19 protein-coding genes are annotated in these 26656 nt (G+C 34.9%); 15 read left to right on the top strand and 4 right to left on the bottom strand.

The window, feature by feature from the left end:
• Positions 1 to 16 precede the first annotated feature (16 nt).
• On the bottom strand, positions 17 to 1087 hold the full coding sequence (locus DFQ11_RS09770; RefSeq protein WP_110475771.1) for a beta propeller repeat protein: 1071 nt from the start codon (positions 1085 to 1087) through the stop codon (positions 17 to 19).
• A 143-nt stretch (positions 1088 to 1230) separates the two neighbouring features.
• Between DFQ11_RS09770 and DFQ11_RS09765 the strand changes: the two genes are divergently transcribed.
• The 12 genes from DFQ11_RS09765 to DFQ11_RS09710 all read left to right on the top strand — a co-directional run bounded on the left by DFQ11_RS09765 (position 1231) and on the right by DFQ11_RS09710 (position 19955).
• Positions 1231 to 2442: an RsmB/NOP family class I SAM-dependent RNA methyltransferase gene (locus tag DFQ11_RS09765; RefSeq protein WP_110475701.1), complete on the top strand. Its 1212-nt coding sequence runs from the start codon at positions 1231 to 1233 to the stop codon at positions 2440 to 2442.
• A gap of 18 nt (positions 2443 to 2460) precedes the next feature.
• A complete protein-coding gene (locus DFQ11_RS09760) occupies positions 2461 to 4248 on the top strand; it encodes an endonuclease (protein ID WP_110475700.1) in 1788 nt (595 codons plus the stop codon).
• Between the two features lie 158 nt (positions 4249 to 4406).
• Entirely contained in the window at positions 4407 to 8111 is a 3705-nt protein-coding gene (gene purL, locus DFQ11_RS09755) for a phosphoribosylformylglycinamidine synthase (RefSeq protein WP_110475699.1), read from the top strand.
• Between the two features lie 233 nt (positions 8112 to 8344).
• Positions 8345 to 10117, top strand: a complete 1773-nt coding sequence (locus DFQ11_RS09750) for an AMP-dependent synthetase/ligase (RefSeq protein ID WP_110475698.1) — start codon at positions 8345 to 8347, stop codon at positions 10115 to 10117.
• 161 nt (positions 10118 to 10278) lie between these two features.
• A complete protein-coding gene (locus DFQ11_RS09745; RefSeq protein ID WP_110475697.1) occupies positions 10279 to 10671 on the top strand; it encodes a hypothetical protein in 393 nt (130 codons plus the stop codon).
• A 134-nt stretch (positions 10672 to 10805) separates the two neighbouring features.
• A complete protein-coding gene (locus DFQ11_RS09740; protein ID WP_110475696.1) occupies positions 10806 to 11261 on the top strand; it encodes a MarR family winged helix-turn-helix transcriptional regulator in 456 nt (151 codons plus the stop codon).
• A gap of 1 nt (position 11262) precedes the next feature.
• Positions 11263 to 13671 (top strand): 3-hydroxyacyl-CoA dehydrogenase/enoyl-CoA hydratase family protein, encoded by a 2409-nt coding sequence (locus DFQ11_RS09735; protein ID WP_110475695.1) that lies wholly within the window; start codon positions 11263 to 11265, stop codon positions 13669 to 13671.
• Positions 13672 to 13747: 76 nt separating this feature from the next.
• Positions 13748 to 14938, top strand: a complete 1191-nt coding sequence (locus DFQ11_RS09730; RefSeq protein ID WP_110475694.1) for an acetyl-CoA C-acyltransferase — start codon at positions 13748 to 13750, stop codon at positions 14936 to 14938.
• A gap of 37 nt (positions 14939 to 14975) precedes the next feature.
• Positions 14976 to 15338, top strand: coding sequence for a four helix bundle protein (locus tag DFQ11_RS09725; protein WP_110475693.1), 363 nt, complete (start codon positions 14976 to 14978; stop codon positions 15336 to 15338).
• Positions 15339 to 15379: 41 nt separating this feature from the next.
• Entirely contained in the window at positions 15380 to 17188 is a 1809-nt protein-coding gene (locus DFQ11_RS09720; protein WP_110475692.1) for an acyl-CoA dehydrogenase family protein, read from the top strand.
• A 104-nt stretch (positions 17189 to 17292) separates the two neighbouring features.
• Positions 17293 to 18165, top strand: coding sequence for a PD40 domain-containing protein (locus DFQ11_RS09715; protein WP_110475691.1), 873 nt, complete (start codon positions 17293 to 17295; stop codon positions 18163 to 18165).
• Positions 18166 to 18317: 152 nt separating this feature from the next.
• Positions 18318 to 19955: a M1 family metallopeptidase gene (locus DFQ11_RS09710; RefSeq protein WP_110475690.1), complete on the top strand. Its 1638-nt coding sequence runs from the start codon at positions 18318 to 18320 to the stop codon at positions 19953 to 19955.
• A 52-nt stretch (positions 19956 to 20007) separates the two neighbouring features.
• Here DFQ11_RS09710 and DFQ11_RS09705 read toward each other — a convergent pair whose 3' ends face one another.
• On the bottom strand, positions 20008 to 21465 hold the full coding sequence (locus tag DFQ11_RS09705) for a MoxR family ATPase (RefSeq protein ID WP_110475770.1): 1458 nt from the start codon (positions 21463 to 21465) through the stop codon (positions 20008 to 20010).
• Positions 21466 to 21559: 94 nt separating this feature from the next.
• Positions 21560 to 22690, bottom strand: coding sequence for a vWA domain-containing protein (locus tag DFQ11_RS09700; protein WP_110475769.1), 1131 nt, complete (start codon positions 22688 to 22690; stop codon positions 21560 to 21562).
• A gap of 144 nt (positions 22691 to 22834) precedes the next feature.
• On the opposite strand from DFQ11_RS09700, the gene DFQ11_RS09695 reads away from it, so the two are divergent.
• Entirely contained in the window at positions 22835 to 23188 is a 354-nt protein-coding gene (locus tag DFQ11_RS09695; RefSeq protein ID WP_110475689.1) for a DUF2200 domain-containing protein, read from the top strand.
• Between the two features lie 33 nt (positions 23189 to 23221).
• On the opposite strand, the gene DFQ11_RS09690 is transcribed toward DFQ11_RS09695, so the two are convergent.
• Positions 23222 to 23857, bottom strand: coding sequence for a Crp/Fnr family transcriptional regulator (locus DFQ11_RS09690; protein WP_229791276.1), 636 nt, complete (start codon positions 23855 to 23857; stop codon positions 23222 to 23224).
• A 153-nt stretch (positions 23858 to 24010) separates the two neighbouring features.
• On the opposite strand from DFQ11_RS09690, the gene DFQ11_RS09685 reads away from it, so the two are divergent.
• Entirely contained in the window at positions 24011 to 26386 is a 2376-nt protein-coding gene (locus DFQ11_RS09685; RefSeq protein WP_110475687.1) for a heavy metal translocating P-type ATPase, read from the top strand.
• A gap of 79 nt (positions 26387 to 26465) precedes the next feature.
• Entirely contained in the window at positions 26466 to 26651 is a 186-nt protein-coding gene (gene ccoS / locus DFQ11_RS09680; RefSeq protein ID WP_092444039.1) for a cbb3-type cytochrome oxidase assembly protein CcoS, read from the top strand.
• Positions 26652 to 26656: the final 5 nt, after the last annotated feature.

The raw sequence follows: 26656 nt of genomic DNA, 5'->3' as shown, positions 1-26656 counted from the left end.
AATAAGCTTCCTTTTTTTATTCCCTAAAAATCAATTTACTAATCCGACCCTTTCCTGCTGCATAAGCCACAGAATCGTTCAAAAACCGGATCGTATAAAACCCCTCGTCACTTACGTGCTTCCAGGAATCACCGCCATCATGGCTATAGTCAATGCCTTTAAAGCCCACCGCTACTAATTCTTTACCATCTGAATTCGGTATGTATTGCACACAACTTCTATAACCAGGTCCCATGCCATTAGCGACAACTTGCCAGGTTTTACCACCATCCTTAGTCCTGATTTTATTATTTAAAGTATCATTTGGCTTAGTATAATCACCTCCAATAGCAAAACCAGACTTTTCATCGTAAAAGTCAATAGAATAGATTCCGGTAGTTTGTGTCCCTTGTATTATTGGTGTTTCAAAAATCTCCCAGCTTTTTCCTTTGTCTGAAGAATATAGTATTCTACTCGCTTTTCCTCCAGTAGCTATCCAAGTATGATTACCTACAATAGAAATATTAGTATTACTAGCCGCAAAGGCCGCTTCACCTTCAGTAACATTTGGTAAATCTTCACAAGAAATTTTCGTCCAGGTGTTTCCCCCATCTCTAGTAATAATGATACTTATACAATTATCTGTTGGATCTCCCATGGCAATACCTTCTTGTTCATTCCAGAATTTCATAGAGTCATAGAATGCCTTTTCATGGGTTTCTTTATAAACTAAACTGTGATTTAGGTAGACTTTATTATTTACATGATAGTCTAATTTATAGATTAAAGCAGGTGATTCAATACTCAAATAAAATATGTTTTTACCATTAAAAGCTGATGCTCTAAATGAAGGCAGAATACTATCATATTTATACAAGTCAGTAACTCTGCTCCCATCATTTAAAAGAACTCCCGCTTTTCCTTCATGTGCTGCGTAATATATATTACCATCAATTTCTTCAAAGGTTCTAATACTCAAAGTAGAATCTTTCAGAATATCCTTTACCCAAATTCTCGATAATTCTCTTGAGCTAAGTATTTCTTCCTTCTTTTGTTGTTCGCAACTCAAAAAAGAGAGAATTATAAGTACCACAAACAAGTTTTTCATAACTAATATTTTTTCTAAAAATAGAAAAGCTTTATAAATTAACACTAAAGCAACACAACAAATAAACATTTGCTTACCTTTGTACGTTCTTTTTTGCAGAAAAATTAAACTGTATTGAAAGGACATATAACAGAATACCTAATATGAGATTACACAGAAATTTATGCTTTGCCGTTATCGACGGATTACACCTAATTTTTAACGAAGGCGAATATGCAGATAAAGTCATACAACAATTACTAAAACGTGATAAACGTTGGGGCGCACGCGATAGAGGATTCGTAGCCGAAACCGTATATACAATTGTACGCTACCAAAGACTTTATGCTGAAATCGCAGACGTTAAAGCCCCATATGATAGAGATAACCTTTGGCGTATTTTTGCGGTTTGGGCAACTTTAAAAGGCATAAAATTACCAGATTGGAAATACTTCACCGATACACCAACACGTAAAATTAAAGGTCGTTTTGACGAATTGTCAAAAATTAGAAAATACCGTGAGTCCATTCCAGATTGGATGGATGAATTAGGCGTTAAAGAATTAGGTGAAGCGGAATGGACCAAGGAAATTGCGATGCAAAATGAGCAAGCCGAAGTTATCCTTAGAGTAAATACCTTAAAAACTAACAAAGAAGATTTACAACTTAAATTGCAATCTGAAGATATAGAAACGGAATTTTTACCAGGTCATCCTTCAGCTTTAAAATTGAAAGAACGCGCCAACGTTTTTGTTACTGAAGCTTTTAAAGACGGTTGGTTCGAGGTTCAAGACGCTTCCTCTCAATTAGTTGCTGACTTTTTAGATGTACAACCTGGAATGAAAGTTGTAGATGTTTGCGCAGGAGCTGGTGGAAAAACCCTGCATCTAGCTTCATTAATGGAAAACAAAGGTCAGCTAATAGCTATGGATATTTACGAAAGTAAATTGAAAAAATTAAAGGTTAGGGCACGAAGAAATGGGGTTCATAATATTGAAATGAAAGTCATAGATTCTACGAAGCCTATAAAAAAGTTACATGGCAAAGCAGATCGTTTACTAATTGATGCACCCTGTTCTGGATTAGGAGTTTTAAGAAGAAACCCTGACGCTAAATGGAAATTGGAGCCTGAGTTTATTGAAAACATTAAAAAAACGCAAGCCGAATGTTTAGAACAATACTCTAAAATGGTAAAACCAGGTGGAAAAATGGTTTATGCCACATGTTCTGTTTTACCATCAGAAAATCAGAAGCAAGTTGAAAAATTTTTAACTTCAGAAGCTGGAAAAGATTTTAATATAATAAAAGATAAAAAAATATTAGCCTACAAATCTGGATTTGATGGATTTTACATGGCTTTATTAGAAAAGAAATAACCATATTCCCTATTACGAATGAAGTACTTTTACATTTTACTACTATGTATCTCGAGCATTGGATTTGCTCAAATTCCTGCTAACTACTATGATAGCGCAGAAGGCCTAACAGGCTACGCTTTGAAAACCGAATTAATGAATATTATTGCTAATGGTCATAATGACCAAGGTTATAATGCATTATACTATGGATACGAAACAACACATTCTGATAATATGAATGTTCCAGGTTATGAAAATGACAACACTGTATTATCCTATTATAATGAAAATCCTAATGGTCCAGATCCTTATAGTTATAATCACCACACCAATAAATGTGGAAATTACAACTCTGAAAACGATTGTTACAACCGAGAACATTTAGTTCCTCAATCGTCTTTTAACAGCGCTTCACCTATGAAGAACGATATTCATCATGTTGTACCAAGTGATGGTTATGTCAATGGTCAAAGAGGGAGTTTTCCTTTTGGAACTGTTGGTAATGCTACATGGACATCTTTAAATGGATCAAAAAAAGGCAGCAGTAATGTACCTGGTTACTCAGGAACCGTATTTGAACCTATAGATGAATTTAAAGGAGATATTGCTAGAGCCATTTTATATTTCGTTACACGCTACCAAAACAATGTCGATAACTATACTAGTTTTCAAATGTTTAATGGGACTAACGACCAAGCTCTAGAATCTTGGGCTGTAGATATGTTATTAGATTGGCATTATAATGTAGATCCAGTAGATGCTAGAGAAATAGCTAGAAACCATGCAGCGTATAATTTTCAAGGAAATGCAAATCCATTTGTAGATCATCCAGAATATGCTAATATGATTTGGAATCCAACTCCAGATACTGAAGCGCCATCTAATCCTACAAATTTAATAGCTTCTAACCCAACAGACAATAGCATCACTTTAAGTTGGACACCGTCTAATGATAACGTAGCTGTGGCGTCTTACGATGTTTTTAGAGATGGCGTATTTGCTTTTAGCACAAGTGAAAACTCAACCACTGCATACGGATTATCTGCAGAAACAGAGTATTGCTTTACGGTAAGAGCTAAAGATACATCTGGAAACACATCAGGGTTTAGTAATGAAGCCTGCGAAACTACTACTAACAATGGAAGTGTTGGTGGAGGAACTGAATGTATATCAGAATCCTTTGAAAATATACCTGACAATGCTAGTGGTTATAGTATCAGAACATGGACAGGTGACGACGGAGGAACCTGGACAGCAACAGATGCCAGAACAGATCAAACTTTAAGCAACAGAGCTATAACTATACGAGAAGGAGCATTAACGATGCCAACAACCACTGGAGGTATAGGTTCTTTAACCGTAACGACTTTACGCGTGTTTAGTGGCGGTAGTGGAACTTTCAATGTAAACGTTAATGGTGTATTAGTTGGAACTATTCCATTTAGTGGAAGCGAACAAACTACCACAATTTCAAATATTAATATAGAAAACAATGTTTCTGTTGTCATTGACGGTAACAGTAATGGAGACAGAGTAATATTTGACGATCTGTCGTATACATGCTACGCACCTATGAATGTTGAAGAATTTAATATTGAAACTGTAAAACTTCACCCAAATCCAACTAAAGGAAGTTTAACGATAGGTTTAAAATCTAGCAAGGATACTAATATTGAGATTTACGATATTCTTGGAAAGCCTGTGTTTAGAACCTTAATTTCTAAAACAAGCACCATCGACTTACAAAATTTAAAGTCAGGTATTTATATCGTTAAAATCACACAAAACAATTCAACTATAACGAAGAAACTTGTGAAACAATAATCGTCACAACTTAAATATTTTAAAAAGCAGCTTTCAAAAGGCTGCTTTTTTGTTTAAAACATGTTGAATACTTCACAATTTGCAATTTAATTATGACTAAGATTAGCGTAAAATGAATTAACTTTGCAGCATATTTTTCATCTCAAATAAACATATAAATGATTCATTTCTTCGGAAACCAAAACAGTAAAGTATTTGCTGTTCAAGCAACAAAAGAATTATCAACAGAAACCATTTCTAAATTGACATGGTTATTTGCCGACCAACCTAAATTAGAACAAGCATCTCTCGATGCTTTTTTTGTTGGGCCAAGAGCAGCAATGATAACACCTTGGAGTACAAACGCAGTTGAAATCACCCAAAACATGGGTATTGAAGGCATTCTTCGTATTGAAGAGTTCGAAGCAGTTTCAGAGAACTATAAGGATTTTGACCCAATGATTTCTGAAAAGTATCAAGGTTTAAATCAAGAGATTTTTACGATTGATATTCAACCAGAAGATATTATCAATATCGAAGATATCGCGGCTTACAATCAACAAGAAGGCTTATCCTTAAGCGACGAAGAAGTTGAATATTTAGAAGGCGTTTCAAAAAAAATAGGAAGACCATTAACAGATTCTGAAGTTTTTGGTTTCTCTCAAGTGAATTCAGAACACTGTCGTCATAAAATATTTAACGGAACATTTATTATTGATGGTGAAGAAAAAGACAGCTCTTTATTTCAAATGATTAAGGCAACGTCGAAACAAAACCCAAATACAATTGTTTCGGCCTACAAAGATAATGTGGCATTTATTGAAGGACCTGTAGTAGAGCAATTTGCTCCGAAGCGTGCAGATGTTCCTGATTATTATGCGACTAAAGATTTTGATTCGGTAATTTCATTAAAAGCCGAAACACATAACTTCCCAACAACCGTAGAACCTTTCAATGGTGCAGCTACAGGTTCTGGTGGAGAGATTAGAGATAGACTTGCAGGCGGAAAAGGATCTTTACCTTTAGCCGGAACTGCTGTTTATATGACTTCTTATTCAAGATTAAACGATGAACGTCCATGGGAAAAAGCATTCCCAGAACGTAAATGGTTGTACCAGACTCCAATGGATATCTTAATCAAAGCGAGTAATGGCGCTTCAGATTTTGGAAACAAATTTGGTCAACCTTTAATCTGTGGTTCAGTTTTAACCTTTGAACACGACGAAAATAATGATACTGCTTTCACTTCACTTGAAGGATCAAAACCTCGTAAATTAGGCTACGACAAAGTGATTATGCAAGCTGGTGGTATTGGATATGGTAAATTAGATCAAGCCATTAAAGAAGTACCGAAAGCTGGAGATAAAATTGTGGTTTTAGGTGGTGATAACTATAGAATTGGTATGGGAGGCGCTGCAGTTTCTTCTGCCGATACTGGGGAATTTGCTTCGGGTATTGAATTAAACGCCGTGCAACGTTCCAATCCTGAAATGCAAAAACGTGCCGCAAATGTTGTTCGTGGCATGGTAGAAAGTGATTCTAACGATATTATTTCTATTCACGATCATGGTGCTGGAGGTCATTTAAATTGTCTTTCAGAATTAATTGAAGATACTGGTGGTTGCATCGATTTAGACCAACTTCCTGTTGGAGATCCAACGCTTTCTGGAAAAGAAATTATTGGTAATGAATCTCAAGAACGAATGGGATTATTAATTGCCGAAAAGAACTTAGATCATATAAGCAAAATAGCAGAACGTGAGCGTTCGCCACTATATACCGTTGGTGAAGTTACCGATGACCAAAACTTCTGTTTCAAATCTAAAACCACAGGTGCTAAACCTATGGATTTAGCTTTAGAAGACATGTTTGGTAGTTCTCCAAAAACCGTAATGACTGATACTACCGTGGAAAAAGTTTACGGTGGCATTTCGTACGACACAAATAACTTTTATGACTATTTAGATCAACTTTTACAACTCGAAGCTGTAGCTTGTAAAGATTGGCTGACCAATAAAGTCGATCGTTGTGTTGGTGGTAGAGTAGCTAAACAACAATGTGTTGGTCCTTTACAAATTCCTTTAAACAACGTTGGTGTTATGGCACTCGACTTTAGAGGCAAAGAAGGTATTGCTACAAGTATTGGCCACTCTCCTATTTCGGGTTTAATTAACCCTGAAGCAGGAAGTAGAAACTCTATTACAGAAGCATTAACCAATATTATTTGGGCGCCTTTAAAAGATGGTTTACAAAGTGTCTCTTTATCCGCTAACTGGATGTGGCCTTGTAAAAATGAAGGTGAAGACGCAAGACTATACGAAGCGGTGAAGGCCGTTTCAGAATTTGCCATAGATCTTGGTATAAATGTCCCAACAGGAAAAGATTCCTTATCCATGAAACAGAAATATCCTGATGGAGATGTCATTTCTCCAGGAACAGTGATTATTTCTGCCGCTGCAAACTGTAACGATATCACTAAAGTTGTAGAGCCTGTTTTACAAAAAGGAAAAGGTTCTATCTACTATATCAACCTTTCACAAGATTCTTATGAATTAGGAGGAAGTTCTTTTGCGCAAATCAATAACAAAATAGGAAACACTACACCTAATATTAAAAGTGCTGCTTACGTTAAAAACGTATTCAATACAATTCAAGACTTAATAAAAGACAACCAAATTGTTGCTGGACATGATGTGGCTTCAGGTGGATTAATTACCACGCTTTTAGAAATGTGTTTTGCAGATAATAATTTAGGTGCTGAATTAGATATCACTTCTATTAACGAAAAAGACACATTCAAAGTTCTTTTTGCTGAAAATGCAGGACTTGTTTTTCAGTCTGTAGATGATTCTATTGAAGCTGGATTAACTAAAGCAAATATTGAATTCCACAAACTTGGTAAAGTAGTTGAAGAAGATGTTTTAGGCATTATCAACGACAACCAAGTCTATACAATGACAGTTTCTAGGTTAAGAGATATGTGGTATAAAACGTCTTTCTTACTAGATCAAAAACAAACAGCAAACGGATTAGCGCAAGATCGTTTTGATAATTATAAGAAGCAACCTTTAGAATTTAAATTCCCAAATCAGTTTACAGGGAAGCTAAATGATGTTTTAAGAAAAGATAATACTACTGTTCGCCCTAAAGCAGCTATTCTACGTGAAAAAGGATCGAATTCCGAGCGCGAAATGGCAAATGCTATGTATCTCGCAGGATTTGATGTTAAAGACGTTCATATGACAGATTTAATTTCTGGCAGAGAAACTCTTGAAGACATTCAGTTTTTAGGAGCTGTTGGTGGATTTAGTAATTCAGATGTGTTAGGTTCAGCAAAAGGATGGGCTGGCGCTATTAAATACAACGAAAAGGCCAATAAGGTGATTAAAGATTTCTTCCAACGTGAAGACACACTTTCAATTGGTATTTGTAATGGGGCTCAACTGATGATGGAACTAGATTTAGTTAATCCAGATCATGAAACTCATGGAAAACTGACTTATAACAATTCTAAAAAGCACGAAAGCGGATTTACTTCTGTTGAAATTCAAGAAAATAATTCAGTCATGCTTTCAAGTTTAGCTGGAACTAAATTAGGTGTTTGGATTTCTCATGGCGAAGGAAAATTCAAATTACCATATTCAGAAGATAGATATCATATTGTAGCTAAGTATGGTTATGCTGAATATCCTGCGAACCCTAATGGTTCTGACTTTAACACCGCAATGATGTGTGATAAATCAGGAAGACACCTAGCAACAATGCCTCATATTGAGCGTTCAATTTTCCAATGGAACTGGGCCAACTATCCAACAGATAGAAAAGACGAAGTTTCACCTTGGTTAGAAGCCTTTGTTAATGCTAGAAAGTGGTTAACCAAATAGGCCATTTAAATAACAACTCATTAAAAAAGCTTTCACATTTTGTGAGAGCTTTTTTATTTATAAGAACGACCCATGATTTGAGTTAAGTTACTTTTCTCAAAAAATGCTTACTATTTCATAGGTTTAATACAGGCAACATTGATTTTTTTTCGACCTACTTGACTAATTTAATTTTTTATAACTTTAAATTTTATATTTTCGTAACATCACTTACCAAATAAGCATTTAAAGATATGACTGAAGTTACAAGGCTTTTTGATTTTCCTTACTATCAATTAAAGCACAAACCTAACGCTAAAGCACTGGTTACTAAATACAATGGGAAATGGGAAGCTATTTCCACGCAAGAATATGTAGATAAATCAAATGCGATTAGTAGGGCTTTATTGCGTTTAGGGATTCAGAAGGATGATAAAATTGCTGTCATTTCAACGACGAATAGGACGGAATGGAACATTATGGATATCGGAATTCTTCAGCTTGGAGCACAAAACATTCCAATTTATCCAACTATAAGTGCTGAAGACTACGAATATGTTTTAAACCATAGTGAATCTATTTATTGTTTCGTTTCAGATTCAGATGTTTTAGAAAAAGTAAGAGCTGTACAAGCTAATACGAAGATTAAGGAAGTGTACTCTTTTGACCATATAGATGGCTGTAAACATTATTCGGAGTTATTTGAGCTTGGTAAAGATGAAAGCAATCAGCAAGAAGTTGAAGCGCGAAAAGATGCTGTAAAACCTCATGACTTAGCCACCATTATTTATACTTCAGGTACTACAGGAAAACCTAAAGGGGTTATGTTATCTCATTGGAATATTGCAAGTAATGCTTTAGATAGTAATAAGCGTGTTCCTTTAGTAGAGGGAGAAAACCGTATATTAAGTTTCTTACCTATTTGTCATATTTTTGAGCGTCTATTAATCTATGTCTATCAATATTCAGGTGCCTCTATTTATTATGCTGAAGCCATTGACAAAATCGGAGATAACGCTAAAGAAATAAACCCTCATTTAATGAGTGTAGTGCCACGTTTACTTGAGAAAGTATTCGATAAAATAATGCTTAAAGGTGAAGAATTATCAGGTATTAAAAAAGGACTATTCTTTTGGGCTGTTAGTTTAGGAGAAAAATGGGAGCCATATGGTGTAAATGGCGCATGGTATGAATTCCAACTTAAAATTGCACGTAAACTTATTTTCTCTAAATGGCGTGAAGCACTTGGAGGAGAATTACAAACTATGGTATCAGGTAGTGCTGCACTACAACCTCGATTAGCTCGTATGTTTGGCGCCGCGGGTATGCCAGTCATGGAAGGTTACGGATTAACAGAAACTTCTCCTGTAATATCTGTAGGCATTATGGAAGGTAACGGTTATAAAGTAGGCACTGTTGGTAAACCTATAGACAATGTAGAAGTAAAAATAGCAGATGATGGTGAAGTATTAGTAAAAGGTCCAAATGTTATGCTTGGCTACTACAAAGACCCACAAAAAACATCTGAAGTCATGTCTGGTGATTATTTCCATACTGGAGATAAAGGAGAACTTGATCATGAAGGTTTCTTAAAAATCACAGGGCGTAAAAAAGAAATGTTTAAAACATCAGGTGGAAAATATGTAATTCCTACCCTATTAGAAAACGACCTAAAACAATCTCTATTTATAGAGCAAGTTATGGTTGTGGGTGAAGGCGAAAAAATGCCTGCTGCTTTAATACAGCCAAATTTCGATTTTATACGCGATTGGATTGACCTTAAGAAACATAATGTTGGAAAGTCTAATGAAGAAATAGCCAGTTCAAAAATTGTCATTGACAGAATTCAGGAAGAAGTTGACAAATACAATAAACACTTCGGTAAGTGGGAACAGATTAAACGTTTTGAATTGACATCAGATGTTTGGTCTATTGAAGGTAAACACCTCACACCTACTTTAAAAATGAAACGTGCTATAATTAAAGGGCTTTATCAAGATCTTTATGATAAGATATATAGGTCATAAATTAATGAGTCCAGAATTTTTGAATTATTGTAAGGCGGACATCTAGGAAAGATATTATAGTTTTAAAAGTTTAACTTATATCTAAACGCTTCATCGTTATTAAGTACTTTATTAAAAAACATAAACTACATTAGTTAATAGTATTTAACTAACACTATATAATGAATATTAAAAGGTTTATAGTAGCAGGTGCCATTGGAGGTCTTATTCACTTTTTTCTAAGTTGGTTTTGTTATGGAATACTCCTAATAGATTATTTTCCACCTAAGAACGAAACCACGCGTACCATTATCCTAGTTTTTCTAGCCTTCTTTTCCGTAGGATTTTTTATATCATACTTTTTTAATCGTTGGGCACATATCACAACAGCATCAATGGGCTTAAGAGCTGGCATATTTTTCGGATTGTTTTTAGGTCTATTATCTGGCTTTTTTTACCTAGCTATTCAATATTTAGAATCTATAGAAGTATTCTTTCTACATCTTGCTGCATCTATAGTTACCGCTGCTTGCACAGGTGCCGTTGTTGGAGGCTTAAGCGGAAGAATTTCTTAGACAATCCCCAATTTTAAGTCTCAGTTGATAGCTGTTAGAACTCTTTTTCTAATAATTTAAGGACAAAACATTTTTTCACAATTTATTATGCACGCATAGTATTTTTTACTATATTTGGGTTTGAAACATTTTTAATGAAAGACAAAACCATTGACTACGTACTCAGAACCACTTGGTTAGCAGTCAACAAAATGTATAATGAAGAAGCCTCTCAATTTGGAACCACAATGGCCACCGGATTTGCTTTGCTTAGTATTGATCCTGAAAAAGGCACGCCTTCAACCTCTTTAGGACCAAAAATGGGTATGGAAGCGACAAGCCTTTCTAGAACTTTAAAAACCATGGAGGCGAATGGATTGATTGAACGCAAACCTAACCCTGAAGATGGACGAGGCGTATTAATTTACTTAACGGAGTTCGGTAGAGAGAAACGTAATTATTCTAAAGAAAAAGTATTAACGTTTAATGAGACTATTAAAAAGAATGTCTCGCCAGAAGAATTATCAAATTTTTACAAGGTTGCAGAAGTCATTAATAATATGATTTCCAACAAACAGATATATAATAAAAAAGACCACATTTTAAAGTAAGATGAGTAAACGAAGAATTAAAAAAATCGCGATTATTGGATCCGGAATTATGGGAAGCGGTATTGCTTGCCATTTCGCCAATATTGGTGTCGATGTGCTATTATTAGACATTGTACCAAGAGAATTAACTGACAAAGAGAAAGCTAAAGGTTTAACCTTAGAAGACAAGGTTGTTCGTAACCGTTTGGTGAACGACGCTTTAGCTGCTTCGATAAAATCGAAGCCTGCGCCTCTTTACCATCCATCATTTGCTAACCGAATCACTACTGGAAATTTGGAAGATGATATCGCTAAAGTAAAAGATGTTGATTGGATTATGGAAGTTGTTGTAGAACGTTTAGACATTAAACAACAAGTTTTTGAAAAGTTAGAAAAGTACAGAACTCCTGGAACTTTAATTACTTCAAACACGTCTGGTATTCCTATTAAGTTTATGAGTGAAGGTCGCAGTGAAGATTTCCAGAAACATTTCTGTGGAACACACTTCTTCAACCCTGCTCGTTACTTAAAATTATTCGAAATTATTCCTGGACCAAAAACGGATCAAGCTGTTTTAGATTTCTTAAATGAATATGGTGAGAAATTCTTAGGAAAAACTTCGGTGGTTGCTAAAGATACACCTGCGTTTATTGGAAACAGAATCGGAATTTTCAGTATTCAAAGTTTATTCCACGCTGTTAAGGATTTAGATTTAACTATTGAAGAAGTAGATAAATTATCTGGTCCAGTAATTGGTCGTCCAAAATCGGCAACCTTCCGTACGGTTGATGTTGTAGGTTTAGATACCTTAGTTCACGTGGCAAACGGAATTAGAGAAAACTGTCCTAAAGATGAACGTTTAGAATTGTTTGAGTTGCCTGACTTCATCAAAACTATGGTGGACAATAAATGGTTAGGTAGTAAAACAGGACAAGGCTTTTACAAGAAAGTAAGAAAAGATGATGGATCTTCAGAGATTCTTTCTCTCGATTTAAATACTTTAGAATACCGTTCAGCTAAGAAAGCAAAATTCGCGACTTTAGAATTAACTAAAACAGTAGATAAGGTTATCGATCGTTTTAAAATTCTTGTAAAAGGAAAAGATAAAGCAGGTCAATTCTACCGAAAGAGTTTCGCTGCATTATTTGCATACGTTTCAAATCGTATTCCTGAAATTACGGACGACCTATACAAAATCGATGATGCTATGAAAGCTGGATTTGGTTGGGAACATGGTCCTTTCCAAATTTGGGATGCTATTGGTGTTGAAAAAGGAATTGAAATGATGAAAGCTGAAGGTTTAGAACCTAATGCTTGGGTAAACGACATGTTAGCATCTGGAAATACTTCTTTCTACACTGTTAAAGATGGAGCGACTTACGCTTATGATATTCCTAAAAAATCTCAAGAGAAGATTCCTGGACAAGATAGTTTCATCATATTAGATAATATTAGAAAAACTTCTGAAGTCTTTAAAAATTCAGGTGTCGTTGTTGAAGATTTAGGTGACGGCATTTTAAATGTTGAATTCCAATCTAAAATGAACACTATTGGTGGAGACGTTCTAGCAGGTTTAAATAAAGCGATTGATATAGCTGAAAAGGATTTCGCAGGATTGGTTGTTGGTAACCAAGCCGCAAACTTCTCTGTTGGAGCTAACATTGGAATGATTTTCATGATGGCTGCAGAACAAGAGTATGACGAGTTAAACATGGCTATCAAATACTTCCAAGATACAATGATGCGTATGCGCTACTCTGCTATTCCAACTATTGCCGCGCCTCACGGTATGTCTCTTGGTGGTGGATGTGAATTATCTATGCACGCCGATAAAGTAGTTGCAGCAGCAGAAACTTATATCGGATTGGTTGAGTTTGGTGTTGGTGTGATTCCTGGTGGTGGAGGTTCTAAAGAAATGGCTTTAAGAGCATCAGATACTTTCAGAAAAGGAGATGTACAATTAAATACACTTCAAGAATATTTCTTAACAATTGGAATGGCAAAAGTAGCAACCTCAGCTTATGAAGCTTTCGACTTAGGTATTCTTCAAAAAGGAAAAGACGTTGTCGTTGTCAATAAAGACCGTCAAATAGCAGTTGCAAAACAACACGCTATGTTAATGGCTGATATGGGTTATACACAACCTGTTAAACGCACAGATGTTAAAGTTCTTGGTAAACAAGCCTTAGGTATGTTCTTAGTAGGAACAGACTCTATGGAAGATTCTAACTACATCAGCGAACACGATAAGAAAATCGCTAACAAACTAGCTTATGTAATGGCTGGTGGTGATTTATCAGAGCCTAATTTAGTTAGCGAGCAATACTTATTAGACCTAGAGCGTGAAGCGTTCCTATCTCTATGTACTGAGCGTAAGACTTTGGAAAGAATTCAACACATGTTAACTAAAGGGAAACCACTTCGCAACTAGTTGCGAAAAGTAATAAGAAATTAGGGATTTGAAAATCACTAAATACTAATTACGAACAACTAAATACTAAATACAAATGAAACAAGCATATATAGTAAAAGCATACAGAACCGCAGTTGGTAAAGCACCAAAAGGCGTGTTCCGTTTTAAGAGAACCGACGAATTAGCTGCTGAAACCATTCAGTATATGATGAAGGAGCTCCCAAATTTAGACAAAAAGCGCATTGACGATGTTATTGTTGGTAACGCAATGCCAGAAGGTGCACAAGGCTTAAACATGGCACGTTTTATTTCCTTAATTGGATTAGACAGTGTTGATGTTCCTGGTGTAACTGTGAACCGTTTTTGTGCTTCAGGTATTGAAACTATCGGAATTGCCACTGCAAAAATTCAAGCAGGAATGGCCGATTGTATCATTGCTGGTGGTGCAGAAAGCATGAGTGCTGTACCAATGACAGGTTTTAAACCAGAATTAAATTACGAAACCGTAAAAGCTGGTCACGAAGATTATTATTGGGGAATGGGTAATACCGCTGAAGCTGTGGCTAAGCAATTCAACGTATCACGAGAAGATCAAGATGAATTCGCTTATAACTCACATGTAAAAGCATTGAGAGCACAAGCTGAAAATCGTTTTCAAGATCAGATTGTTCCTATTGAAGTTGAGCAAACTTATATTGATGAGAACGGTAAAAAAGCCACTAAAAAATATACCGTAACTAAAGACGAAGGTCCTCGTGCAGGAACAAGTGTAGAGGTTTTAGGAAAACTACGTCCTGTATTCGCTGCCAATGGTAGTGTTACAGCTGGTAACTCATCACAAATGAGTGATGGTGCTGCATTCGTAATGATTATGAGTGAAGAGATGGTAAAAGAATTAAATCTTGAACCAATCGCTCGTTTAGTTAATTATGCTGCTGCAGGTGTTGAGCCTCGTATTATGGGAATTGGACCAGTAAAAGCTATTCCAAAGGCATTAAAACAAGCTGGTTTAAAACAATCTGACTTAGAGTTAATTGAATTGAACGAAGCATTCGCTTCTCAATCTTTAGCGGTAATTAGAGAATTAGATCTAAATCCAGACATCATTAACGTTAACGGTGGAGCTATTGCACTTGGACACCCATTAGGATGTACAGGTGCTAAATTGTCAGTACAACTATTTGATGAAATGCGTAAGCGCAATATGCAAGGCAAGTATGGAGCGGTAACTATGTGTGTTGGTACTGGCCAAGGTGCATGTGGAATATTTGAATTTCTTTCTTAAAAAAGAATAGAGAGCATAGAATAAAGAAAAAAGACTAATGTGTGCTAAACAGAGACATAATTATAAGAATTTGAAAATTTGGAAACTCAGTTTAGAGATTACGAATGATATTTCTGATTTATTATTGACTTTCCCAAAGCACGAAAGATACGATTTAAGCTCACAAATTAGTAGATGTTCAATTTCAATGCCTAGTAATATAGCTGAAGGATCAGCGAGGACAGATAAATCCTTTAGTCATTTTTTAGATATCTCATTAGGCTCGTCTTTCGAATTAGGAACACAACTATTAGTAGCAAAGCATAGAAATTATATAAACGAAAACAAATTAAAAATACTTGAAGAAAAAATAGAAGAATTCCAAAGGATGACAATGGGATTTCAAAATAGTCTCATTTAAGGTCTATTCTCTATTCTCTATCTTCTTTAATCTTAAAAATAATGGAAACAAAAGAAAAAGACTTATTAAGAGGCGGACAATTCCTAGTAAAGGAAACAGATTGCCAAGACGTATTTACTCCTGAAGATTTTTCAGAAGAGCAAACCATGATGAAAGAGTCGGTAAAGGAATTTAACGATCGTGAAATCATTCCTCATAAAGCACGTTTTGAAGCGAAAGAATATGCATTAACAGAAGAAGTAATGCGTAAAGCTGGTGATATGGGCTTCTTAAGTGTTGCTGTACCTGAAGCTTATGGCGGAATGGGAATGGGATTTGTCTCTACAGTACTAACTTGTGATTATATTTCATCTGGAACAGGTTCTTTTAGTACGGCTTTTGGTGCACATACAGGAATTGGAACTATGCCAATCACCCTTTATGGGACAGAAGAACAAAAACAAAAATACGTACCTAAGTTAGCTTCAGGTGAATGGTTTGGTGCTTACTGTTTAACAGAACCAGGCGCTGGATCTGATGCCAACTCTGGTAAAACGACTGCTACTCTATCAGCAGATGGAAAAAGCTATAAAATTAACGGACAAAAAATGTGGATCTCAAATGCAGGTTTCTGTAGCTTGATGATCGTATTTGCTCGTATTGAAGACGATAAAAACATTACTGGATTTATTGTTGAATATGATAAAGACAATCCTAACGGAATTACATTAGGTGAAGAAGAACATAAATTAGGTATTCGTGCAAGTTCTACACGTCAAGTCTTCTTTAACGACACGGTTGTTCCTGTAGAAAATATGTTAGCTGGTCGTGGCGAAGGATTCAAAATCGCTATGAATGCTCTTAATGTGGGTCGTATCAAATTAGCAGCAGCTTGTTTAGATTCTCAAAGAAGAATTTTAACTACAGCTGTACAATATGCTAACGAGCGTAAGCAATTTAATACACCGATTGCAGATTTCGGAGCAATTAAAATAAAGCTCGCTGAAATGGCAACTAGTGCCTATGTTGGTGAATCAGCGACTTACAGAGCTTCAAAAAATATTGAAGACAGAATCGCTATGCGTGAAGCCGCTGGAAATTCACATCAAGAAGCTGAATTAAAAGGTGTTGAAGAATACGCGATTGAGTGTTCTATCTTAAAAGTTGCCGTTTCTGAAGATGTTCAGAATGCTGCAGATGAAGGCATCCAAATCTTTGGTGGAATGGGATTCTCAGAAGAAACGCCTATGGAAGCCGCTTGGAGAGATGCAAGAATTGCTCGTATTTATGAAGGTACTAACGAAATTAACAGAATGTTATGTGTTGGTATGTTAGTGAAGAAAGCCATGAAAGGTCATGTTGACTTATTAGGTCCTGCACAAAAAGTTCAAGAAGAATTAATGGGAATTCCTTCTTTTGATACCCCAGATTATTCTGAATTATTTTCTGAAGAAAAAGAAATGATTAAGAAGTTAAAAAAGACCTTCTTAATGGTTGCTGGTGGAGCAGTTCAAAAATTCGGACCAGATTTAGAACAGCACCAACAATTATTAACTGCAGCTGCAGATATCTTAATTGAAATCTATATGGCGGAGTCTGCTATCTTAAGAACAGAAAAGAATGCTAAACGTTTTGGTGAAGATTCACAATCGGTACAAATCGCTATGTCAAAATTATATTTATACCAAGCTGTAGATATCATTGAGAAAAAAGGAAAAGAAAGTATTATTTCTTTTGCTGAAGGAGATGAGCAACGTATGATGTTAATGGGACTTAAGCGTTTTACTAAGTATCAAAACTATCCGGATATCGTAGACTTACGTAACGAAATCGCAGAAAAAGTAAAAGCTGAAAACAAATACGCTTTCTAAACTTTAGAAAACTATATGTTTTAAAAGCCAATTCTCTCAATATTTTTATTGGGTTGAATTGGCTTTTTTAATTCCGTATATTTAGATAATTTAAATTAGTTAAAATGAAAACCTTAAAATTCCTTTTTTGCTTATTTACTCTTTCTATCTATTCACAATCTAATATCGAAATCTTTCTATTTGATTTAGAAACGGATCAGTCTACAATAACATTGAAAAATGCTAAAATTCTATCAAATAATGAAGGCTATGATAATCAACCTTCATTCATAGATGATCGCTATATTGTATTTGCATCTACACGAAATGGACAAACTGATATTTCCAAATATGACACTCGTGATAACTCAAAAGCGTGGATTAACTCCACTGAAGGCGGCGAATATTCACCATTAAAAATCCCCAATAAACAAGAGGTCTCTGCCGTACGATTAGATAAAGACGGAAAACAACGACTATACTCGTATAATTTAAAAAACGGACAATCTAAAGAACTGATAAAAGACTTAGTTGTTGCCTATTATACTTGGTACAATGATAATACCATTGTTTCTGCAGTCATTGAAGGTGATCAGCTAAACCTATATGTTTCTAATTTAAGCGATGGCACTAACACAAAATATGCTTCTAATGTTGGACGTTCTTTTCATAAGATTCCAAACTCTAATTTGGTTAGTTTTATTTCAAAAGAAAATAACGATCAATGGCAAGTAAAGTCTTTAAATCCTGTAAATGGTGACATAATATTCATCACAAATAGTATAGAAAATGTTGAAGATATATGTTGGTTAAATCATGACACATTACTTTCAGGAAAAGCAAATAATTTATATAAATTAGCTTTAAAAGAAGATTCTGACTGGCAATTCATTGCCGACTTATCAAAATATGGAATCAAAGACATATCACGACTTTCAACAAATTCAACGGCTTCAAAATTAGTAATAGCAGGCGATATTGAAACAAAAAAGAAATAAGCGATAGCTTATGCCCTACTCCTTTTTAACTTTAATATGAAGTTAAATGCTTTAAAGCCAATTCAACCCAAAATACCCATTTTGGCGAATTGGCTTTTTTATTTTTCTATCTTTATCTCATTCAATAAAACTACAAATTTCTATATACCAATATGAAGTCATTCTTATTCCTATTCTCTGTCCTGTTTGTTATCACTAGCTGTAAAAGTCAAGGTTTACTTACCGACAAGAATCAATTTACAAGACAAGACACGTTAAGAGGAAGTATTACACCTGAACGCGAGTGGTGGGATTTAACCTATTATCATTTAGATATTGAGGTGAAGCCTGAAGAAAAATTTATTTCAGGAAAAAATACAATACAATATAAAGTATTGAAACCTCATCAAGTGATGCAAATAGACCTGCAACCGCCTTTACAAATCACTAAAGTTCTTCAAAATGGAAAAGAACTTAAAGTTGAACATGATGGAAACGCCCACTTCATCACCTTAAAAAAAAATCAACTTATTGATGAACTAAATTCCATCGACGTTTATTATGAAGGTCAACCAAAAGTCGCTAAACGTGCGCCTTGGGATGGTGGTTTTTCATGGAAAAGGGACGACAACGGAAAACACTTTATTGCAACGTCCTGCCAAGGATTAGGCGCTAGTGTTTGGTGGCCAAATAAAGACCATATGTACGACGAAGTAGATAGCATGTTAATTAGCGTGACCAATCCTAAAGGTTTAATGAATGTCTCTAACGGTCGCTTACGTGACTTAGTAGAAAATGAAAAAACCGTAACCTCCCATTGGTTTGTAAGCAATCCAATTAACAATTATGGCGTGAATGTCAATATTGGCGATTATGTCAATTTTTCAGAAGTTTATCAAGGAGAGAAAGGCGAATTAGATATGGATTATTGGGTTCTTAGAGACCATATAGAATTAGCCAAAGATCATTTTAAAGATGCACCAAAAATGATGGAAGCATTTGAGCACTGGTTTGGCCCTTATCCATTTTACGAAGATAGTTTTAAATTGGTCGAGGTTCCGTATTTAGGAATGGAGCACCAAAGTTCAGTAACCTATGGTAATAAATATAAAAAAGGCTATTTAGGTCGAGATGTTTCCGGTACAGGTTGGGGATTAAAATTCGATTTTATCATTATTCATGAGGCTGGACACGAATGGTTTGCTAATAATATTACCAACAAGGATATCGCAGATATGTGGATCCATGAAAGCTTTACGGCTTACTCCGAGAATTTGTTTTTGGATTATCATTACGGCAAAGAAGCATCGGCAGATTATGTAATTGGCACACGATTAAATATTCAAAATGATAAACCTATCATAGGAAATTACGAGGTAAATAATGAAGGCTCAAGCGATATGTATTATAAAGGAGCGAATATTCTTCACACCTTGCGTCAACTCATCGAAGATGATGAAAAATGGAGACAAATTCTAAGAGGATTAAATTCTGAATTTTACCATCAAACCGTGACAACAAAACAGATTGAAAATTATATTAGTCAACAATCCGGGATTGACTTGACAGATTTTTTTAATCAATATCTAAGAACTACAAAAATTCCGACTTTAGAATATGAAATTAAAAATGGACAATTAAAGTATCGTTGGACGAGTATTGTTGAAGGTTTTGATATGCCAATAAAAATCGAAATAGATGACCATATTGAATGGTTATTTCCAAAAGCGGACTGGCAAACAAAATCTATTGCTGCCAGCGAGATTCGTATAGATCGAAACTTTTTAATTTATACTAGACAGATTAAGTAGAATTAAAAAGACCTGCTAAATTTCGAAATTTTAGCAGGTCTTTCTTTATCACTTATAAACCGTTTATAAAACTACCATAAGGGTCTTGAAATTGTGTCCCTTCAGAATAACGATGTTTACTTAACTTATTAAATTGCACCAAGCCCCAAAGGATAAATTCCTTTTCAAAATAAACATCTTTAGGATCAATATCCGGCTGATATTCGGCAATCAAAGCATCTAAAGGACTAATCTCATCCAACTTTGATTTGTAGGTTTCGTCATTAAAATCGTCCATCAATTCAAATCCACTTCCTTGAAAAAACCAAGATAGTACATCGTCATAGGGAGTTTCTTCACCTTGCTTTTCTAATTTTTCAATCTTAGGAAAATAGTCTGGGAATAGTGTTTTAATCGCACTATTCAGTAATTCATTGGCGACGAAATCAGCGCCTTCTTGTTCACCTTCATATACTAATTCTACTTTTCCGGTTATTGCAGGAATCACACCAACAAAATCAGATAATCGTACTGAGGTATTTTCATCTCCTGCTAATAAAGCACGACGTTCTGCGGTACTCAGCAAATTTTCAAAAGCAGTGATACTCATTCTTGCACTTACACCACTTTTTATGTCTACATATTCACTCTCTCTAGCTTCAAAACTAATTTGTTCCAATAAATCTTTGGCTAAATCTGGAACATAAACCGATTCAACTTGTCGCGCATCTAATTTCGCTTCTTGAACCGTTATACTTCTTGCTGTTTCTACAGACCCAGGGTAATGTGTTAAAATTTGTGATCCAATTCTATCTTTTAAAGGCGTGACAATACTCCCTCTATTGGTATAGTCTTCAGGATTTGCAGTAAACACGAATTGCATATCTAATGGCAACCTCAATTTAAATCCTCTAATTTGAATATCTCCTTCCTGTAAAATATTGAATAGTGCAACTTGGATTCGAGCTTGTAAATCGGGTAATTCGTTAATTACAAATATGCAACGGTTGGCTCTTGGAATCATTCCATAATGAATCACACGATCATCGGCATAACTCAATTTTAAATTTGCTGCTTTAATAGGATCCACATCTCCAATTATATCCGCTACAGTCACATCTGGAGTGGCTAGTTTTTCAGCAAAACGATCATTTTTACGTAACCATAGAATAGGCGTTTCATCACCTTTTTCGGCAATTAGTTCTTTCGCATATCTTGAAATAGGGTTTAAAGGATCATCATTTATTTCAGAACCTTCAACTACAGGTATATAATCATCCAATAAATTTACCATCATACGCGCTAAACGTGTTTTGGCTTGACCTCGTAATCCTAACAAATTAATATTATGGCGTGAAAGAATCGCTCGTTCTAATTCTGGAATGACCGTGTTTTCATAACCATGGATGCCTTCAAAACTGTTCTTTTTATTTTTAATGTTTTCAATTAAATTATCTCGCAGCTCATCCTTAATAGATTTGGATTGATAAACTGATTGTTTTAATTCACCTAGTGTTTTAATGTTATTCATAGTATAGCTTTTGGCTGTTCGTTTCATGCGATTCGCAAATTCTTCAATTTTAAAAAAGTTAAGCGCAAACACTGAAAGGTTAACAGCTTATTATTTATCCCTTAATTCTTTTCTTTCTATTATTTTCGTAATCTTCAAAAATCATTTCGCCCAATCCCTTTAATCCTGTATAAAAGGCCTTGCCTCTATTAGCTTGTGTAAATTCTCTAATAAACTGCATGAGGTATGGATCTTCGGCAATCATAAATGTGGTAATTGGTATATGTAATCGTCTAGCTTGTTGAGCCATGGCGTAACACTTGTTTGTGATATACGGGTCTAAACCATTACTATTTTTATAATATTGGCCGTCAGGTAAGCGAATACAACTCGGTTTACCGTCTGTAATCATAAATATTTGTTTATTGGTGTTTCGCTTTCTTCTTAGCATATCCATGGCTAATTGCAGTCCAGCAACCGTATTCGTATGGTAGGGTCCAACTTTTAGGTAAGGCAGGTCTTTAATTTTTATAGGCCAAGCATCATTCCCAAACACCAAGATTTCTAAAGAATCCTTTGGGTAACGGGTTGTTATCAATTCAGCTAAGGCCATTGCTACTTTTTTAGCCGGAGTAATTCGGTCTTCGCCATATAAGATCATACTGTGACTTATATCTATCATCAGTATCGTACTCATCTGACTTTTATGCAAAGTTTCTTCAACAACTAAATCATCTTCAGTAATGCTAAAATCGCCAATCCCATTGTTTATTTGTGCGTTTCTTATACTTTCGGTCATGGACACCTTATCTAAAGCATCACCAAATTGATAAGCTCTAAAGTCGCCTGTATGTTCATCACCTAAACCAACACCTTTACTTTTATGATTACCAGAGCCACTTCGTTTTATTTTTCCAAAAATATGATCCAAAGCTTGTTGTCGTATGGCACGTTCTGTCTTTGCTGTTATTGTTATTCCGCTTCCGCCACTAGCATCTGGATCTATTTCCTCTCTGATATAACCTTTCTTTTTTAAATCTTCAACAAAATCATCTATAGTATAGTCTGGCGTTGTTAACTTATATTCTTTATCAAGCTGCTTCATCCAATCTATAGCCTCGTCAAAATCACCTGAAGTATAAGTAATTAGCTCCTTAAAAATCTCAAACAACTTTTCAAAAGGAGACTGGTTAGGTGCCTCATAAGACGTAAATATAAAACCAGATTTATTTGTTTTTTTTCTCATAACATTATAAAAATACCACATTTTTAGTGGCTAATAGAAGCATTAACATCTCTTTTGTAAATCAAGCTCATCTTTTATTTTAAAAGTAAAAAGACTTTGTAAATTTGAAGTTTATCCTAACACATCTTTGAAACTTCAACTCACATGAAAACAACTCCAGAACACAATGAACGCATCACAAAAATGACTTTCGCATCAGTTTATCCTCACTATATAACAAAAGTTGAAAAGAAAGGCCGAACAAAAGAAGAACTTCACCATGTCATTGAATGGTTAACAGGTTTCAACGAAGGTAAATTGCAAGCGCTTATTGATGAAAAAGCGACCTTTGAAACTTTCAATTTAAATCCGAATGCGAATCTTATTAAAGGTGTAATCTGTGGTTATCGTATTGAGGAATTAAAAAACCCCATTACAAAACAAGTGAGATATTTAGATAAGTTAGTAGACGAATTAGCTAAAGGGCGAAAAATGGAGAAAATATTACGTACGAACTAAACTTATACATCGTAGAATTAGGGATAGTTATATTTATCCAATACGTTTTAACCCTTCTAAATTTTCTATCTTAATTTGTTTTCCTGTTGTAGAAATTAATCCATCTTTTTTGAATTGCGATAAAATTCTAATGGCAGATTCTGTGGCTGTACCAACAATACTTGCATACTCTTCGCGCGAAAGCACCAAGCTCAAATATCCTTCAGAATCATGACCAAACGTATTTTGAACATAGATTAATACTTCAGTCAAACGCTGTTTCACCGACTTCTGTGCCATGTTAATTAAATCGTCCTCAGCTCCTCTTAAATCCGTAGCTAAATTTCTCAAGATATCAAGTGAAAAAGCATTGTTGCCTTGTATATGTGTCAATAATTGATCTTTGGGCACATAACATAACTCAATATCATTTATAGCTACTGCACTGAGGTTGGTGCGTTCGTCACTAATAACAGAACGCTGACCTAATAGTTCTCCTTTTCCTAATAGTTTTACAGTGTGGTCTTTACCGTTAGCACTCAATTTAGTGAGTTTAGCAACACCTGAACGTACACAAAAGATGCCGTTCAACGATTCTCCTTCATCAAATATAACATCTCCCTTTTTGTAAAAGCGTGTCGATTTACAAGCAGACACCTGTCTTAACTCCTCTGTAGTTAAGGTTTTCATTGAATTCAACTGCCGCGAAATACACTGCTCACATTTACTCATAATACCTTATATTTGATAGGTTTCAAAGTTAATCAAAACATGACAAATATCATAGTTTCTATTCTCATGTTTAGAGACCTTTGTCGCAGGTATAATTGAGCAAGTTTAAGTATGGAAAGCAATTCTTGTTTTCACTGTGGTGACGATTGCGGTAAGCATCCAATAAAGTATCAGGACAAGACATTCTGTTGTAATGGCTGTAAGACTGTTTTTGAGATTTTCAATGAAAACGACTTAACCTGTTATTACGATTTACAAAACTCTCCGGGAGCTATTCCCAAGGAAATTGAGGGAAAATATGATTTCCTAACACAAGAGAATATTATTGAAAAACTAACGGAGTTTCGAAGTGATTCTATTGAAATTGCCACTTTATACATTCCTCATATTCATTGCAGCTCTTGTATTTGGATACTTGAAAATTTAAACAAGCTCAACCCTAATATTTCTGACTCTCAAGTTAACTTTGGTAAGAAGACGGTTAGAGTAACTTATAACTCCGATAAAACTAGCTTGAAAGAGGTGGTGATGTTGCTTAGTTCTATTGGCTATGAACCTTATATTAGTTTAGACGATTTTAAATCGGGTAAGAAACATATCAATCGTACATTAATCTATAAACTCGGTGTCGCTGGATTTGGATTTGGAAACATTATGTTCCTTTCATTTCCTGAGTATTTCGAGATTAATGAATTTTGGTTAGAACAGTATAAACCATTTTTCCGATGGTTAATGTTTGCCATGTCTGTACCCATTGTTTTTTATTCTGCACAAGATTATTTTATTTCAGCATATAAAGGACTCAAAGCTAAAGTGCTAAATATTGACGTTCCTATTGCTTTAGGAGTTGCAGTTTTGTTTATTAGAAGCACCGTTGAAATAATGTTCGACTTAGGTTCAGGCTTTTTTGATAGTTTGGCCGGACTGGTATTTTTCCTACTTACTGGACGATTCTTTCAACAGAAAACCTATGACTTCTTATCTTTTGAGCGCGATTATAAATCCTATTTCCCTATCGCCATCACAAAAATAAATAGAGATGGTGAAGAGCAATCTATTCAAGTTTATGATATAGAAAAAGGTGATCGTATTTTAATCCGAAATGAAGAATTAATACCTGTGGATGGGATTCTAATAAATGGTAGAGCTAAAATTGACTATAGTTTTGTTACTGGAGAATCACAAACGGTATCAAAAGAATCCGGAGATAAAATATTTGCAGGTGGAAAACAAACCAATGGGGTTATTGAAATGGAGGCTTTAAAATCTGTTGAACAAAGTTATCTCACACAATTATGGAGTAATGATGTCTTCAGCAAAAATAAAGAAGATGGTTTTACAAACATTACGAATGCCATCAGTAAGCATTTTACGATTGCTGTATTGAGTATTGCCTTTATTTCTACTTCCATTTGGTTATTTCTCGATCCTAGTAAAGCCATGAATGTATTTACTGCCGTGTTAATTATCGCTTGTCCTTGTGCGATTGCACTATCGGCTCCTTATACATTTGGAAACCTATTACGGATTTTTGGGAAGTTAAAATTCTATGTAAAAAATGCCACAGTTATTGAACAACTTGCTCAGATAAATACAGTCATTTTTGATAAGACAGGAACCATTACCTCCAATAAAGATAGCAATGCTGAATATGATGGTGATTTACTCAGTGATTCTGAAAATACAGTTCTTAAAAACTCATTAAGAGGCTCTAATCATCCTTTAAGTAGAACCTTATACAATATACTAGAAGCGAATAACATTATCACCCTTGATAGGTTTGAAGAACACGTTGGAAAAGGAATTGAAGCAAAACACGATAATATTGCTCTTAAAATTGGATCGGCGAGTTTTGTGGGTAATCCCGAGAATAATGCAGCATTAAATACAACGGTCCACGTAAGTAGTAATAATGTGTACAAAGGAAAATTCACCTTTTATAATAGTTATAGAAAAGGTGTCTCTAAATTATTCAATCAGCTAAAAAAGGAATTTGATTTGGTCATTTTATCTGGTGATAATGAAGGTGAATTAGAGAATTTAAAGAAATTACTTCCAACGAAAACGAAATTAATATTCAATCAAAAACCTGAAGACAAGTTAGAGTTTATAAAGTATCATCAATCTGAAGGTGCTAAGGTACTTATGATTGGTGATGGTCTAAATGATGCAGGTGCTTTGGCACAAAGTAATGTGGGTATCGCTATTTCGGAAGACGTCAATGTCTTTTCACCAGCTTGTGATGCTATTTTAGATGCGTCAAAATTTAAGCAATTATATAGCTATATTCAAACGTCTAAATCAGCCATAAAAATTATTAAGTGGAGTTTTGTATTGTCATTTTTTTATAATATAATAGGGTTATATTTTGCAACAACCGGACAATTAGAACCTGTTGTTGCAGCAATATTAATGCCTTTAAGCTCTATTAGTATTGTGGTATTTACAACCGTTGCCACAAATTTATTAGGGAAACGAATAGAATGAATAAAAATAAGTAAACATGATTTTTATCATATTTTTAAAACAGTCTCAATAGTACTTTTGAGCCATAACTTCAGTAGGTATGAGTGTTATTTATATTTTGTTATCAGTTAGCGTGGTTATTGGTGTGGCTTTTTTTGTCATTTTCATTATGGCAGTGAAGTCCGGACAATATGACGATGACTATACTCCATCCGTTCGAATGCTTTTTGAAGACGAACTTGTAAAGAAACAAACCAATACAACGAAACAAACTAAAACTGACTAATTATA

It is taken from the genome of Winogradskyella epiphytica (assembly GCF_003217215.1).
In the GTDB taxonomy this organism is placed as follows: domain Bacteria; phylum Bacteroidota; class Bacteroidia; order Flavobacteriales; family Flavobacteriaceae; genus Winogradskyella; species Winogradskyella epiphytica.
The sequence above is the reverse complement of the archived record's forward strand: the minus strand, read 5'-3'. Positions and strand labels throughout refer to the sequence as shown.

Excerpts from the sequence above, each read along its gene's own strand:
- DFQ11_RS09750 (WP_110475698.1), top strand. The coding sequence starts at position 8,345 with ATGACTGAAGTTACAAGGCTTTTTGATTTTCCTTACTATCAATTAAAG.
- ccoS (WP_092444039.1), top strand. The coding sequence starts at position 26,466 with ATGAGTGTTATTTATATTTTGTTATCAGTTAGCGTGGTTATTGGTGTG.
- DFQ11_RS09735 (WP_110475695.1), top strand. The coding sequence starts at position 11,263 with ATGAGTAAACGAAGAATTAAAAAAATCGCGATTATTGGATCCGGAATT.
- DFQ11_RS09725 (WP_110475693.1), top strand. The coding sequence starts at position 14,976 with ATGTGTGCTAAACAGAGACATAATTATAAGAATTTGAAAATTTGGAAA.
- DFQ11_RS09770 (WP_110475771.1), bottom strand. The coding sequence starts at position 1,087 with ATGAAAAACTTGTTTGTGGTACTTATAATTCTCTCTTTTTTGAGTTGC.
- purL (WP_110475699.1), top strand. The coding sequence starts at position 4,407 with ATGATTCATTTCTTCGGAAACCAAAACAGTAAAGTATTTGCTGTTCAA.
- DFQ11_RS09745 (WP_110475697.1), top strand. The coding sequence starts at position 10,279 with ATGAATATTAAAAGGTTTATAGTAGCAGGTGCCATTGGAGGTCTTATT.
- DFQ11_RS09740 (WP_110475696.1), top strand. The coding sequence starts at position 10,806 with ATGAAAGACAAAACCATTGACTACGTACTCAGAACCACTTGGTTAGCA.
- DFQ11_RS09760 (WP_110475700.1), top strand. The coding sequence starts at position 2,461 with ATGAAGTACTTTTACATTTTACTACTATGTATCTCGAGCATTGGATTT.
- DFQ11_RS09715 (WP_110475691.1), top strand. The coding sequence starts at position 17,293 with ATGAAAACCTTAAAATTCCTTTTTTGCTTATTTACTCTTTCTATCTAT.
- DFQ11_RS09710 (WP_110475690.1), top strand. The coding sequence starts at position 18,318 with ATGAAGTCATTCTTATTCCTATTCTCTGTCCTGTTTGTTATCACTAGC.
- DFQ11_RS09685 (WP_110475687.1), top strand. The coding sequence starts at position 24,011 with ATGGAAAGCAATTCTTGTTTTCACTGTGGTGACGATTGCGGTAAGCAT.
- DFQ11_RS09730 (WP_110475694.1), top strand. The coding sequence starts at position 13,748 with ATGAAACAAGCATATATAGTAAAAGCATACAGAACCGCAGTTGGTAAA.
- DFQ11_RS09765 (WP_110475701.1), top strand. The coding sequence starts at position 1,231 with ATGAGATTACACAGAAATTTATGCTTTGCCGTTATCGACGGATTACAC.
- DFQ11_RS09695 (WP_110475689.1), top strand. The coding sequence starts at position 22,835 with ATGAAAACAACTCCAGAACACAATGAACGCATCACAAAAATGACTTTC.
- DFQ11_RS09700 (WP_110475769.1), bottom strand. The coding sequence starts at position 22,690 with ATGAGAAAAAAAACAAATAAATCTGGTTTTATATTTACGTCTTATGAG.
- DFQ11_RS09720 (WP_110475692.1), top strand. The coding sequence starts at position 15,380 with ATGGAAACAAAAGAAAAAGACTTATTAAGAGGCGGACAATTCCTAGTA.
- DFQ11_RS09705 (WP_110475770.1), bottom strand. The coding sequence starts at position 21,465 with ATGAATAACATTAAAACACTAGGTGAATTAAAACAATCAGTTTATCAA.
- DFQ11_RS09690 (WP_229791276.1), bottom strand. The coding sequence starts at position 23,857 with ATGAAAACCTTAACTACAGAGGAGTTAAGACAGGTGTCTGCTTGTAAA.